We start from the raw sequence: 13,998 nt of genomic DNA on the forward strand, positions 1-13,998 counted from the left end.
CCTAGTGCGGCTGCAGCTGGGTGTTCCGAAGGACCGCGGACCTGATGTGCTGGACCAGGCCGGGCAGGGCTGCATGGATCTGGTGCCAGACGGCGTCGAAATCCGCGTGGCCGCCGTACCAGGGGTCCTCGATGCCCTGATCCAGGCGGTCCCGCTCCGCCATGGTGGGATCGAAGCTGCGGAGCATCCGGATCTTGTCCAGGGATTCCTGGTCCGGCGCCGCCTCGGTGAGCCACGCGTAGTGGTCGATGTCCAGGGCCAGGATCAGGTCGCGCTCGCGGAACCACCCGGGTTCCCACTCGCGGGCCACGTGGTGGTCCGAGGCCAGCTGGGTTGCGGCGAGCCGGCGGGCGGCGCGGGGATCAATGGGCCGGCCCGCTTCGTAACCGGTGGTGCCGGCGGAGTCCACCTCCACCAGGCCGTCAAGGCCCTCGCGTTCAAGCGCTGCCTTGAGCATGAGCTCGGCCATGGGGGACCGGCAGATATTGCCCGTGCAGACGGTGATGACGCGATATGCGCTCGACGCTGAGTTCATGCCCCTAAGCATGCGCGCTTCCGAACGCTCTTGGCTAGCCGCCTGTTCACAAAGTTTTACGGGTTTGTAAAGATGCATGACTAACGCCCGAATGGGTACGTCACACGCTGGTGCCGAGTTTGGTGGGTGCCTGGTTCAGTGGATCAGGGCCAGCAGGATACCCACACCCACGAACAGGACACCGAACACCCTGCTGAGGACCATTTGGCCCTGTTCAGTGTTGGTGAAGCGCTGGAATGACCTGGCAGCCGCCGCAAAGAAGAACCACATCACCAGGATGTCGATGACAACGATTGTTGCCGTCAACACGGCGTACTGGGTGAACAGGGGCAGGTCGGGCCGGATGAACTGGGGAGTGAAGGCGAGGAAGAACACGATCGCCTTCGGGTTCAACAGGTTGACCCAGAAGCCGCGCCGGAAAATGGACCACGCGGGTTCGTTGCGAAGGGCAGCTGCCTGCTCCTGGGCCACGGTGGGCTTGCTCAGGAACTGGCGGATGCCCAGGTACACCAGATAGGCCGCGCCCGCGTAACGGATCACGTTGAAGGCAAGGGGGGAACTGGCCACCAGCACCCCGACGCCCAGGGCCACGATCAGGACGTGCACCATCAGCGCAGCCTGCTGGCCCAGGATTCCCCAGATGGACCGGCGGAACCCCGCGTTCAGCGAGTTGCTCATGGTGTTGATGGCCCCGGCGCCCGGGGTGAAGCTGATCAGGGCGCCGGCACCTGCCAGGGCCAGCCAGAGGGAAAATTGCACTGAACAATCCTACGGTGGCAATTGGCTGCCCCTTTTTCAGTCCCTGTGCTGCTGTTTGGGCAACCAGGGATCAGGCCCGGGCGATGACCTCACCGTTCGGGATCAGGAACCATCCGTCGTCCGTGGAGCCCCAGCGGTGCCAGCCTGCAGAGATACGGGCAAGGTCGGCCGGGTTGGCGAACCCGTACTCCAGCGCCTGCTCGGCGAAGGCTGAGTGGAGCACCCGCTCACCCCAGACGCGGGCCTGCCAGCGCCGCTGCTGCGCGGTGGCGTAAAGCCAGTTGCTGCTGGTGGGGGCGACGTCGGTGAATCCCGCAGCCTGTGCCCAGCTGACCAGCCGCCGCCCGGCGTCGGGTTCTGCACCGTTCCGGCGGGCAATCCGCTGGTACAGGTCCATCCACTCGTCCAGTTCCGGAATGGCGGGGTACCAGCTCATGCCGTGGAAGTCGGCGTCGCGCACTGCCACGATGCCGCCGGGCTTGGCCACCCTCCGCATCTCCCTGAGGGCCTCAACGGGATCGGTCAGGTGCTGGAGCACCTGGTGGGCATGGACGACGTCGAACGTTTCGTCGGCGAAGTCGAGGTCGTAGATGTTGCCGGCAACGAATTCAACGTTGGGTACTTCCCGCTCGGTGGCGAGGGCCTGCGCCTGGGCGATGATGTCAGGTGAGCGGTCCAGGCCCGTGACCTTGCCGGGGCTGACCAGGGCGGCGAAGTCGCAGGTGATGGTGCCGGGGCCGCAGCCCACATCGAGCAGCGACTTACCAGGCGTGAGGTGCGGGAGGACAAACGCCGCGGAGTTTTCGGCGGTACGGGCGGCATGGGCGCGGACCACCGATTCGTGGTGGCCGTGCGTGTAAACGTCGTCTTCAGGCTGCTGCGCACTCATAACCAAACGCTACCCCCAACCTGCATTGCACGAGCGGATTGCCTGCGGGCTACGCGGACTCGCTCCGGGCAGCCACCGTGGCCTCCACCATTGCGGTCATGAAGCGTGTGACTGTTTCCAGCTCGTCTTGCGAGAAGTCCGCCATGGCGCTGCCCATGTGCTGGGCCAGGGGAGCGAAGACAGCGCCCCCGTCCTGGAAGGCCTTGGGGGTCATCTTCAGCTGGACCTGGCGCCGGTCCGTGCTGTTCCGCTCGCGCACGATATGCCCCGAGTGGTCCAGTCGGTCGATGAGGGCGGTGGTGGCAGGCGAGCTCAGGTTCAGCTCTTTGCGCAGGACCCCGGGCGTCACCACGCTCCCGGCGGCCGTGTGCCGCATGATGACGGCGAGGGCATTCATGTCCGTGCGGTGCATGTCCTTCCTGCCGCCGGCGACATCCACATAGCGGTTGGCCTCCATGGTGAACTCCTGCAGGAGGCGGATCAGCGGGTGTGGCGGACCACCGGGAGGGCCGCCGGATGGTCCTGGTGCCGCGCCAGCTGACGTTTTGCGTGCCATGCCCACCTCCCTGCCTTCCTGGTTCCACGCCCACACTTGCGTCCGGCCGTACTGACGGATATTACTGCAGGCCCGGCATTCGTCCCCTACCTGCCGAAAAAAGCTTGGCAGCCACTTATCTCTATGGTGGAGATAATCTATGCTGGAACAAATACTACTCCGCCCGCTTATCGATGGAAGGCGCCATGAACCGCAATAAAGTTGCCAAGGAGCGAGTCCCTTTCTGGCTGCGCTGGCTGGTCCCTGTCGTCCTGGTGCTGACCTGGCTGGGTCTCGCCGGGGTCGGCGGCCCCACCTTCGGCCGGTTGGAGGAGGTCTCCTCCAACGACCAGGCGTCATTCCTGCCCGCCAGCGCCGAGGCCACCGAGGCGCAGGACTGGCAGGCAAAGTTCCGGGACTCGGATGAGGTCCCGGGGATCATCGTCATCGAGAAAAGCGAGGCTTTCACTCCCGCCCAGCTGGGGGAGCTGGCCACGCTCAAGACCAGCCTTGAAGACCTCAAGCTGGGCAGCACGGTGATCGGCCCGATTCCCTCCAAGGACGCCAAGGCGGTGCAGTTCGTGGTCCCGGTCGGGTCCTCGGTTGAGCTCAAGGATGCGGTCAAGGAACTCCGCGGGACTGTCACAGAAGCGGCCCCGGCAGGTGCCCAGACCTTCGTGACCGGCCCCGCCGGCCTTGCCGCCGACCTCACCGCAGCCTTCGGCGGCATTGACGGCATCCTCCTGCTGGTGGCCTTGTCCGCGGTGTTCGTCATCCTCCTCATCGTTTACCGGTCCCTGCTGCTGCCCATCATGGTGCTGCTGACCTCCGTGTTTGCCCTGTGCGCAGCAATCCTGCTGGTGTTCGGCATGGCCAAAGCCGGCTGGATCCAGCTCAACGGCCAAAGCCAGGGCATCCTCTCCATCCTGGTAATCGGTGCGGCCACGGACTACGCCCTGCTGTTCGTGGCACGCTTCCGGGAAGCGCTCACCCACACCACCAACCGCACCGCGGCTGTCCTGAACGCCTGGAAGGCGTCCTTCGAGCCCATCCTGGCGTCCGGCGCCACCGTGATCATCGCGCTGCTGTGCCTGCTCTTCTCCGACCTGAACTCCAACAAGGCGCTGGGACCGGTGGCGGCCGCAGGCATCCTGTGTGCCCTGTTCGCAGCGCTGACCCTGCTGCCCGCGCTGATGGCCCTGCTGGGCCGGGCAGCCTTCTGGCCGTTCCGTCCCAAGCTCCTCCCTGCAGACCAGCGTGAACCCGAGCTGGTTACGGGCCTGGAAGGCCAGAAGGGGCTGTGGCGTGCCACCGGTTCGCTGGTAGCGCGGCGGCCCAGGACCGTCTGGGTGGCTTCGGTCCTCCTGCTGCTGGTTGCGGCAGGCGGCCTGTTCCAGCTGAAGGCCAACGGCGTACCGCAGACCGACGTCATCCTCACCGCCTCCAACGCCGTCGACGGCCAGGACGCACTGGCCCGCCATTTCGACGCCGGCAGCGGCAGCCCCGCCGTCGTGATTGCTGACCAGGCCAAGGCCGCCGAGGTGCTGGACCGCGTGAAAGCGGACGACGGCGTGGGCGAGGCCTACCTGCTGGGCCCGGGCAACGTTCCCATCACCGGAGCCCCCGGGGCTCCCAGCGCCCCGGACGTCCGCGAAGGAAAGGTGATCATCAACGCCACCCTCAACGACGCGGCGGACTCGCTGGAAGCGGAGGAAACCGTCAAGGCGCTGCGGGCCGGGGTGAAGGCCGTCGATCCCGGCGCCCTGGTGGGCGGCGTCACCGCTACGGCGCTGGACACCAACACCACCGCCCAGCACGACCTGGTGGTCATCATTCCGGTGGTCCTGGTGGTGATCCTCTTCATCCTGATGCTGCTGCTGCGCTCGATCGTGGCCCCGGTCCTGCTGGTGCTCTCGGTGGTGCTTTCCTACGCGGCGGCGCTCGGTGTGTCGGCCTTTGTCTTCAACAACATCCTTGGCTTCCCGGGCGCGGATGCGACGGTTCCGCTGTTTGGCTTCGTGTTCCTGGTGGCCCTGGGCGTGGACTACAACATCTTCCTGATGAGCCGGGTCCGTGAAGAGTCGCTCAAGCACGGCACCCGGCCTGGCATCCTCCGTGGCCTGGTGGTGACCGGAGGGGTCATCACCTCCGCGGGCGTGGTGCTCGCGGCCACATTTGCAGCGCTTGGCGTCATTCCCATCATGTTCCTGGTGCAGCTGGCGTTCATAGTGGCGTTCGGTGTGCTGCTGGACACCGTCCTGGTGCGCTCGCTGCTGGTGCCGGCCCTGGCCTACGACATCGGACCGAAGATCTGGTGGCCCAGCAAGCTGGGGCGCGCGGACGGCGGGAATGCAGCCCGGCCGCGGGAGCCCGGCGTCGAGCCGCTGGAAGAAGTGCCCAGCCGCTGACCCTGCGCCAAAGCGCTAAACCTTGGAGCACTAACCCTGCTGCCGCCACCAGTCCACGGTGGCGGCAGCAGCCGTTTCCAGCGGAGTCGGACCGACTTCCAGGGCAGCCTGGGACGCGGCCGAGTCCATGATGAACGGCCGCTCAAACTGGTACAGCATCTCGGCCAGCTCGCGGGCGTCGGTTGAGAGCATCCCGGCGGTGCGGAGGGTCCAGCCGGGCAGGGCGCGCACCTTGGGCGCCGGCCGTCCTGCCGCGGCGGCGAAGGCGTGGGCCAGCTCCATCTGGGTAAGGGCCGGACCCGTGGGGGCGTGCCATATGGCATTCCAGGCGGAGGGCCTGTCCGCCGCCGCGATCATCGCCGTGGCCAGGTCCGGGACGTACGTGAACGAGTGCGGCTGCCGTGAGCTGCCCACCACGCTGACGTTCTTCCCCGCCAGGATGGGCACCACCATGCGCTCCCCGCCGTGCGCCATCCGGACGCGGGGACCAAAAAAGTCGCCTGCCACCACGCTCACCGTTGGCGTTGTGGCGGCCTCGCGGGCCCGGAGCAGTTCCGTCCGCACCCCGCGTTTGCCGCCCGCAGCGTGGCGCGGGCTGCCCTCCGTCATCACGCTGTCCGGCTCGCTGTAGGAGTAGAGGCTTTCCGGGAATACGACGACGGCACCCGCTTGGTGCGCCGCAGTGAGGACCGCCTGCTCGGCGGCGGGAAGCTCCGCCCGCCATGCCGCGGCGGTGTACGCCGAGCCGTGAATGCAGTGGAAGACGGCCCGGGCGCCGGCCAGGGCTGATCGCAGAACCTCGGGATCCTTCGCATCACCGACGATGAGCTCGATCAGCGGGTGCTGTGGTCCGCTGCCCGACCGCGTGAGGACGCGCACCTGCCGTCCCAGGTCTGCCAACTGTTCGGCCACCGTCCACCCCACCGGTCCCGCTCCGGTTACTACGTACACATCTGCCATTGTGGCCTCCTTGTTCCTTTTCCGAGAGCGCCGCTCTCGGAAACAGCATGACCCCATAAACCGGCTAAGTCAAGAGCGGTGCTCTCTTTTGATTCCGGAGCTCTCGTTTATGGCATGCTGGACCCGTGACTGACGTCGAGAAAACAGCCGGCACTGTTGTCCGCCCCCTCACCCCGCGGCAGCGGGCAAGGGCGCAAACCGTGGCGGATATCGTCCGCCTGGGGCGGCAGCACCTGGCAACGCACGGTGCGGCCGCTCTCTCCCTGCGGGCGGTGGCGAGGGACCTCGGGGTGGTGTCCTCCGCGGTCTACCGCTATGTGGAGAGCCGGGACGAGCTCCTGACCTTGTTGCTGATAGACGCCTTCGGCGAGCTTGGGGACGCGGTGGACGCCGCCGTCGCCCAAGCGCCGGAGGATGACCACACTGCCCGCTTCCGGGCGCTGGGCCGCGCGGTCCGGGAATGGGCCCTGCGCGAGCCTGCCAGCTACGCGCTCCTTTTTGGCAGCCCCGTGCCCGGCTACAGCGCCCCGGCGGAGCGCACGACGGGCCCGGGCACCAGGGTCATCGTCAGCCTCATCGGCATCCTGGACGCAGCTTCCCGGGCAGGGCAGCTGGCAGTTCCGGCCGAAGGCGCACCACAACTGCCGCCAACCCTGGGCAGGGACCTTGCCGCCATCCGTTCCGAGTTTGGCCTGGACCTTCCGGATGAACTGGTGGCGAGGGGTGTCCTGGTGTGGAGCTCCCTCTTTGGTGCGGTCAGCTTCGAGGTGTTCAACCAGTACGGGCCGGATACCTTCCATGCGCCCGCTGACCTCTTCGACCATCACCTCGCCGTCCTGGCAGGCATCGCCGGCCTGCCGGCAGGGGCCTCCCGATAGGTGCCGGCGAAGCCCTGTTGGTGCGCGCGGGCCGTCGATAGACTGCCAGTGCGCCCGCATGGACGCGGAGCCTCGAAGGAGAGATGCACCATGACCGAGAACCCTGAAGTTGCAGCCGAGGAGCCCCGCAAGGGAAGCAGCGCACCCGGACTGGAGGGTGAAGGCGGGCAGTACGTGGATGGTGACTATGGCGATGCCGGAGCCGTGGAAAGGCCGGCGGGCGAACGGGACGACCAGTATCCGGAAGGCAACTACGGCGATGCCGGAACAGTTGGGGCCCCTGCCGGAGGTGCGGGCGAAGGCGGGCAATACGTGGACGCGGACCATGGCGCCGCCGGTACCGTCAACGGGCCCGGGCGGGACCTTGCCGACGGCGAATACGAGGAAGGCGACTACGGGGAGGCCGGCACAGCCGGCGGCGCCCGAACAGAGGAGGCCGTCCGCGAAGGGCTTACCGACCGCCAGGTCCAGGCGACGGCGGAAGAGCGCGGCCCGCTGCACGGCGATCGGGACACGAAGCGCTGAGTAGCCCGGCGCCGCGTTCTCCTAAAGCGAACCCGCCTTCCGGCGTCGTAATTCTGCGCGCAGAAGCCCGCAAATCCAAGGAATACCGCGGCTGTTATCCGGCGCGGCATCCAAAGTTGAGCGGACTGCACTCAACTTTGGATTGACATCGGTGGCGCCCTGAGTAAAGTTGAGTGCAGAACGCTCAATGCTTAGGGCGCCAACCAGTTTCCAAGGAAAGAAGGAAGCAACACATGTCACGTGCAGTAGGTATCGACCTCGGAACCACCAACTCCGTCGTCTCCGTTCTCGAAGGTGGCGAGCCCACCGTTATTGCCAACGCCGAGGGTGGCCGCACCACGCCGTCGGTCGTTGCATTCTCCAAGTCCGGCGAGGTCCTGGTTGGCGAAATCGCCAAGCGCCAGGCCGTCAACAACATCGAGCGCACCATCGCTTCAGTCAAGCGCCACATGGGCACCGACTGGAAGGTGGACATCGACGCCAAGAAGTACACCCCGCAGGAAATTTCCGCGCGTATCCTCATGAAGCTGAAGAACGACGCCGAGTCCTACCTGGGTGAAAAGGTCACCGACGCCGTCATCACCGTCCCGGCCTACTTCAACGACGCCGAGCGCCAGGCCACCAAGGAAGCCGGCGAAATCGCAGGCCTGAACGTCCTGCGCATCGTCAACGAGCCCACCGCCGCGGCACTGGCCTACGGCCTGGACAAGGGCAAGGAAGACGAACTCATCCTGGTCTTCGACCTCGGTGGCGGCACCTTCGACGTCTCCCTGCTGGAAGTCGGCAAGGACGAAGACAACTTCTCCACCATCCAGGTCCGCGCCACCGCCGGTGACAACCGCCTGGGCGGCGACGACTGGGACCAGCGCGTCGTTGACTACCTGCTGAACCAGCTCAAGGTGAAGGGCATCGACCTCTCCAAGGACAAGATCGCCCTTCAGCGCCTCCGCGAAGCAGCTGAGCAGGCCAAGAAGGAACTCTCCTCCTCCACCAGCACCAACGTCTCGCTCCAGTACCTCTCCGTCACCCCCGACGGCCCGGTCCACCTGGACGAGCAGCTGACCCGCGCCAAGTTCCAGGACCTCACCAAGGACCTGCTGGAGCGCACCAAGAAGCCGTTCCACGACGTCATCAAGGAAGCCGGCATCAAGCTCTCCGACATCAACCACATCGTGCTGGTGGGCGGTTCAACCCGTATGCCCGCCGTCTACGACCTCGTGAAGGAACTGGCCGGCGGCAAGGAGCCCAACAAGGGCGTGAACCCGGACGAGGTCGTCGCAGTCGGCGCAGCCCTGCAGGCCGGCGTGCTGAAGGGTGAGCGCAAGGACGTCCTCCTGATCGACGTCACCCCGCTGTCCCTCGGCATCGAAACCAAGGGTGGCGTGATGACGCACCTGATCGAGCGCAACACCGCCATCCCCACCAAGCGGTCCGAGACCTTTACCACGGCGGATGACAACCAGCCGTCCGTGGCCATCCAGGTCTTCCAGGGCGAGCGCGAGTTCACCCGCGACAACAAACCGCTGGGCACGTTCGAACTCACCGGCATCGCCCCGGCACCGCGCGGTATTCCGCAGATCGAGGTCACCTTCGACATCGACGCGAACGGCATCGTGCACGTCTCCGCCAAGGACAAGGGCACCGGCAAGGAGCAGTCCATGACCATCACCGGTGGCTCCAGCCTCTCCAAGGAAGACATCGACCGGATGGTCCGCGACGCCGAGGAGCACGCAGCCGAGGACAAGGCGCGCCGCGAGGCAACCGACACCCGCAACACGGCCGAGCAGCTTGCCTACTCCGTGGACAAGCTGATCGCCGACAACGCGGACAAGCTGCCCGAAGAGGTCAAGACCGAGGTCCAGGCCGACGTCGACAGCCTCAAGAAGGCCCTTGAAGGCACCGACGACGCCGCTGTGAAGTCCGCGTTCGAGAAGCTGCAGGCTTCCCAGACCAAGCTGGGCGAGGCCATCTACGCCCAGGCCGGTTCGCCGGACGGCGCAGGCGCTGCAGGCGCTGCAGGTGCTGCAGGTGCTGAAGGTGCCGCCGGAGCTTCCGCAGGTTCCAAGGACGAGGACATCGTCGACGCCGAAATCATCGACGAAGACGAAGCGAAGAAGTAACCCATGCCGCACCACGGTAACGAGGAAGAGCACAACACATCCGCAAGCCAGCAGAACACGCAGGGCAACGGCCAGGAGCCCGTCATCCGGGACAACCGCAAGGTTGACCCGGTGACCGGGCAGGCCCGGCACCCCGAGGGCGGCCAGTCCGCTCCGGGGGCCGGTTCCCGGGCCGGGGCAGCAGATTCCGACGGCGACGCGCTGGCCCAGGCCGAGGAGATTCTCAACGGCGTGGACGTGCCGGCCGAGGAATCCGTGGCCCAGGGTGCGCCCGCAGGGTCCGCCGGCGCCGAGGCAGCCGAACTGCGCAACGACCTGCTCCGTCTTCAGGCTGAGTACGTCAACTACCGCAAGCGCGTTGAACGCGACCGTGCCGTGGCAGGGGAAATGGCCGTCATCGGCGTCCTGAATTCCCTGCTCCCGGTCCTGGACGACGTCGACGCCGCACGGCAGCACGGTGACCTCACCGACGGCCCCTTCGCCGCGATCGCCACCAAACTGGAGAACGCGCTGAAGACCTACGGCCTGGTCCGCATCGACGAAACCGGCGTGGAGTTCGATCCCACGATCCACGAAGCCCTGATCCAGCAGCCCGGCGAGGACATCGAGGTTGACACCGTCAGCCAGGTCCTCCGCTCCGGCTACAAGTCAGGCGACCGTGTCCTCCGCGCAGCCCAGGTGATCGTGGCCGTCCCGGCTTAGTTGCCCCTCGCCTCCGCGGATGAGGGGGTCCCGCCCGGGCCCCCTCATCCGCTCCGGCGTTCAGCGGTAATCTCGCCCTAACGCTTTTGTACTTTGAAAGGAAACGCCATTGGCTAGCCAGGATTGGGTGGACAAGGACTTTTACAAGATCCTTGGTGTTGCCAAGGACGCTTCCGACGCCGACATCAAGAAGGCCTACCGGAAGCTTGCGCGGCAGCACCACCCTGATACGAATGCGGGGAACGCCGCTTCCGAGAGGAAGTTCAAGGACATCTCCGAGGCTTATTCGGTGCTTTCGGATCCGGATGAGCGCCAGCAGTATGACGCCATCCGGGCCATGGGCAGCGGGGCCCGCTTTGCTCCCGGCGGCGCCGGCGCCCCCAACGGCGGGTTTGAGGACATGTTCGGCGGCCTGTTCACCGGCAATACCGGACGTCACGCCGGTGGTTTCAATCCCTCCGCCGGCGGCATCCCGCCCGAGTTCGCCGACCTCTTCGGCGGCTTCGGCGGCGCCCCCGGATTCCAGCGCGCCCCGCAGAAGGGCGCCGACCGGACCGCGTCGACCAGCATCTCCTTTGCCGGCTCCATCCGCGGCACCACCATCGGCCTGCGTGAACCCAGCGGCGAGGTCATCGATGTCCGGGTTCCCGCGGGTATCAAGGACGGCCAGAAGGTCCGCGTGCGTGGCAAGGGCCAGCCCGGTCCCGCCGGCAATGGTGACCTGGTGGTTTCCGTGTCGGTCCAGCCACATGCGTTTTACACGCGCGACGGCGACAACCTCCGGATCCACGTCCCCGTCACCTTCCCGGAGGCTGCTTTGGGCGCGGACATCGAAGTTCCCACCATCGACGGCGACAAGGTCAAGGTCCGCGTCCCGGCAGGCACGCCGTCCGGCCGTACCCTGCGGGTCAAGGGCAAAGGCGTCAAGACGCCCAAGGCCACCGGCGACCTGCTGGTGACGATCGACGTCGCGGTTCCCAAGAATCTCAACAAGGACGCCGAAGCTGCGGTCAAGGCGTTCGCCGAGGCCACGTCGTCGGCGGACGTTCGCGAGGGCCTGGCAGCCAAGGCCCGGCTCTAGGCGCGGAGGTGAGGCGTGGACATCAACGCTGACCAGCCGATCTTTGTGATTTCGGTGGCGGCAGAGCTGGCGGACATGCACCCCCAGACCCTGCGGCAGTACGACAGGCTTGGCATCGTCAAGCCCAGCCGTGCCCCCGGAAAGTCCCGGCGCTATTCGCAGCGCGACGTGAACATGCTGCGGGAAGTGCAGCGGCTGTCGCACGAAGGTGTGTCGCTGGAGGGGATCAAGCGCATCCTGGAACTCGAAAACCAGGTGGCAGCCCTCCAGAGCCGGATCGCTGAACTCACCGAGGAACTCGGGCGGCGACCGCGTTCCGTGGATTCGCGCATCTTCGCCGCCGGCGCCGCGGGCGATGTGGTGAGCCTGGCCCGTGGCCAGCGCCCCCGGCCCCGGTCACAGGCGGTCATGCTGTGGCGGCCCCGGGCGATCGGACAATAAGTGCGATCGGACAATAACCGGATGCCGGAGAGCAGGTAGCGTTTCCCGGTGCCCCGGACAAATATGAGTACCCGCTACTCGTGACGGAAAAGCCCCCTGGAATTTGAATGGAACCATCGCCGGATCAGCGGCGATGGTTCCGCAATTTCTGGGGGTTTTCGTGTTTAAGGTTCTCAGCGAAGCTGCTTCAACCCGGGTCCGGCCATGAGCCCGGGGATGGAATCCGTGGCCGCGTTCAGCAGCTCCTTGCCGGGGCAGATCCTGCTGGCCATCGGGCAGACCATTGTTGTGGTCTGCGTCTGCTTTGACATGGTCCGTGAATTGTCCGTCCCGCGGTCCCACCGGCGTTACGTGGCCAGCACCGTCTTCCGTACCCTGGCGATTCCGTCGATCGTGGCCAACGCCATGACCGTCTTCATCGCCCTGGTGGTGTCCTCCTGGGTGGACGTGGTGATGGGCATGTTTGTCCTGGTGGCCATTGTTTTCCGGTTCCACCACAACCAGGACGAGGACAACTGGTGGAAGGGCAAGGGCAAGAAACTTGCCCGGTGGGCCCGCCGGCAGTTCGCCGGCCGGACGTCCACGGCCCCAGCCATGGGGTAGCGCCGCGAAGCCCCGGGAGCCCGGCGCCGGCAACCTTGCGTGCCGGGCTCCCGCGTCAACATCAGCCGTTGATCACCTGCGGTACGCCCAGGGCCTTGAGGCCCTCCACGCCGAATTCCACGCCGTAGCCGGACTGCTTGGCGCCGCCGAACGGGATGCGCGGGTCCACGGCGCCGTGCCGGTTGATCCACACGGTTCCGGCCTGGATGCGGGCCGCGACCTCCCGGGCTGCTTCCAGGTTGGGGGACCAGACGGAGGCGCCCAGGCCGACGTCGAGCCCGTTCGCCTTTTCCACCGCCTCGTCGATGCTGCTGTAGCGGATGATCGGCAGGGCGGGGCCGAACTGTTCCTCGGCCACCAGCGGGTTGTCGTTGTCGATGTCCCCCACCAGGGTGGTGGGGTAAAAGTAGCCGGGCTGGCTGGTATCCGGGTTCCCTCCCAGCAGGACGCGTGCCCCGGAAGCCTTGGCCGCCTCCACAAGGGTGGCCACGACGTCGTACTGCGCCTTGTTCTGCAGCGGTCCCAGCACGTTGTTCTCGTCCAGGCCGTTGCCCATGGGCATCTGCTTGGCGACCGCCACGAGCTCGTCACAAACTGCGTCGTAGATGTCGTCGTGGACGTAGAGGCGCTTGAGCGCGGCGCAGGTCTGGCCGGTGTTGAGGAAGGCGCCCCAGAAGATGTCCGTGGCGATGGCCTTGGGGTCGGCGTCGGGCAGGACAATACCGGCGTCGTTGCCCCCAAGTTCCAGGGTGAGCCGCTTGACGGTGTCGGCGGAGGACTTGATGATGGCGCGGCCGCCGGCGGTGGAGCCGGTGAACATGATCTTGCCGATCGCCGGGTGGTCGGTGAGGCGGGCGCCCACCTCGCGGCCGCAGGACACCACGGACAGGATGCCTTCGGGGAGTTCTTCGTTGAGGACCTTGACCAGCGCCAGCACGGAGAGCGGAGTGTTGCCGGAGGGCTTGACGACGACGGTGTTGCCCATGCGCAGGGCCGGCGCCAGCTGCCAGACGGCGATCATCATGGGCCAGTTCCACGGGCCGATCGCCCCGACCACGCCGATGGGCCGGTAATGCAGCTCAGCGCGGGTCTCACCGTCGTCCACGATGGTTTCCGGTTCCAGCGGCAGGCCGGCCGTGGCGCGGAGCCAGGCGACGCAGGCGCCCACTTCGAAGCGGGCGTTGGGACCGTTCAGCGGTTTGCCCTGCTCGCGGGACAGCAGCTGGGCGAGTTCCTCGGCGGAGCGTTCGACGGCGTCGGCTGCCTTGAGCAGCGCGGCGGACCTTGCGTCGTGGCCCAGGGCAGCCCAGGCTGGCTGCGCGGCCACGGCTGCGGCCACGGCGCTTTCCAGGTAATCGCGGCTGTGGACGGGGGCTTCGCCTACCGGTTCGCCCGTGGCCGGATTGAGGATGGTCCGGCCAGTGCCGGCAGCGGGGGCAATGGAGGCAAGAAGTGCATCGTACGTTTCCAAGGGATACTCCACATCGAGTAGGCGAGGACGCCAGCCGGTCGGCGTAGCGGGTTACTCCCCAGTTTGGGTGAGTGCCCGCCCCCGCTCTTGT

At 66.6% G+C, this 13,998-nt stretch carries 14 protein-coding genes; 8 read left to right on the forward strand and 6 right to left on the reverse strand.

Features of this window, described 5'->3' with window-relative positions; all coding sequences use genetic code 11:
* Position 1: 1 nt before the first annotated feature.
* From FB478_RS07695 to FB478_RS07710, 4 genes are all read right to left on the reverse strand, one after another.
* Entirely contained in the window at positions 2-535 is a 534-nt protein-coding gene (locus FB478_RS07695; protein ID WP_134165020.1) for a low molecular weight protein-tyrosine-phosphatase, read from the reverse strand.
* A gap of 135 nt (positions 536-670) precedes the next feature.
* Complete coding sequence (locus FB478_RS07700; protein ID WP_018769997.1) at positions 671-1,294, reverse strand: LysE family transporter; 624 nt, start codon at positions 1,292-1,294, stop codon at positions 671-673.
* A 70-nt stretch (positions 1,295-1,364) separates the two neighbouring features.
* Positions 1,365-2,183, reverse strand: a complete 819-nt coding sequence (locus FB478_RS07705; RefSeq protein ID WP_056391909.1) for a methyltransferase domain-containing protein — start codon at positions 2,181-2,183, stop codon at positions 1,365-1,367.
* Positions 2,184-2,232: 49 nt separating this feature from the next.
* On the reverse strand, positions 2,233-2,739 hold the full coding sequence (locus FB478_RS07710) for a MarR family winged helix-turn-helix transcriptional regulator (RefSeq protein ID WP_144600112.1): 507 nt from the start codon (positions 2,737-2,739) through the stop codon (positions 2,233-2,235).
* Between the two features lie 185 nt (positions 2,740-2,924).
* Here FB478_RS07710 and FB478_RS07715 point away from each other — a divergent pair, with 185 nt between their 5' ends.
* Positions 2,925-5,126, forward strand: coding sequence for an MMPL family transporter (locus FB478_RS07715; protein ID WP_144600113.1), 2,202 nt, complete (start codon positions 2,925-2,927; stop codon positions 5,124-5,126).
* Positions 5,127-5,156: 30 nt separating this feature from the next.
* Here FB478_RS07715 and FB478_RS07720 read toward each other — a convergent pair whose 3' ends face one another.
* Complete coding sequence (locus FB478_RS07720) at positions 5,157-6,086, reverse strand: NAD-dependent epimerase/dehydratase family protein (protein ID WP_144600114.1); 930 nt, start codon at positions 6,084-6,086, stop codon at positions 5,157-5,159.
* Between the two features lie 125 nt (positions 6,087-6,211).
* Here FB478_RS07720 and FB478_RS07725 point away from each other — a divergent pair, with 125 nt between their 5' ends.
* From FB478_RS07725 to FB478_RS07755, 7 genes are all read left to right on the forward strand, one after another.
* A complete protein-coding gene (locus FB478_RS07725) occupies positions 6,212-6,964 on the forward strand; it encodes a TetR/AcrR family transcriptional regulator (protein ID WP_144600115.1) in 753 nt (250 codons plus the stop codon).
* Positions 6,965-7,054: 90 nt separating this feature from the next.
* Positions 7,055-7,489 carry a hypothetical protein gene (locus tag FB478_RS07730; RefSeq protein WP_144600116.1) on the forward strand — a complete coding sequence of 145 codons (435 nt, stop codon included), beginning with the start codon at positions 7,055-7,057 and terminating at the stop codon, positions 7,487-7,489.
* Between the two features lie 233 nt (positions 7,490-7,722).
* Entirely contained in the window at positions 7,723-9,609 is a 1,887-nt protein-coding gene (gene dnaK, locus FB478_RS07735) for a molecular chaperone DnaK (protein ID WP_144600117.1), read from the forward strand.
* 3 nt (positions 9,610-9,612) lie between these two features.
* On the forward strand, positions 9,613-10,311 hold the full coding sequence (locus FB478_RS07740; RefSeq protein WP_018770005.1) for a nucleotide exchange factor GrpE: 699 nt from the start codon (positions 9,613-9,615) through the stop codon (positions 10,309-10,311).
* 109 nt (positions 10,312-10,420) lie between these two features.
* Positions 10,421-11,392: a DnaJ C-terminal domain-containing protein gene (locus tag FB478_RS07745; RefSeq protein WP_026265889.1), complete on the forward strand. Its 972-nt coding sequence runs from the start codon at positions 10,421-10,423 to the stop codon at positions 11,390-11,392.
* Positions 11,393-11,407: 15 nt separating this feature from the next.
* Entirely contained in the window at positions 11,408-11,833 is a 426-nt protein-coding gene (locus tag FB478_RS07750; RefSeq protein WP_018770007.1) for a heat shock protein transcriptional repressor HspR, read from the forward strand.
* A gap of 216 nt (positions 11,834-12,049) precedes the next feature.
* A complete protein-coding gene (locus FB478_RS07755; RefSeq protein WP_018770008.1) occupies positions 12,050-12,436 on the forward strand; it encodes a hypothetical protein in 387 nt (128 codons plus the stop codon).
* A gap of 61 nt (positions 12,437-12,497) precedes the next feature.
* On the opposite strand, the gene FB478_RS07760 is transcribed toward FB478_RS07755, so the two are convergent.
* On the reverse strand, positions 12,498-13,907 hold the full coding sequence (locus FB478_RS07760) for an aldehyde dehydrogenase family protein (protein WP_144600118.1): 1,410 nt from the start codon (positions 13,905-13,907) through the stop codon (positions 12,498-12,500).
* Between the last annotated feature and the right edge of the window lie 91 nt (positions 13,908-13,998).

The sequence above is a fragment of the Arthrobacter sp. AG367 genome (assembly GCF_007828995.1).
Lineage (GTDB): Bacteria > Actinomycetota > Actinomycetes > Actinomycetales > Micrococcaceae > Arthrobacter.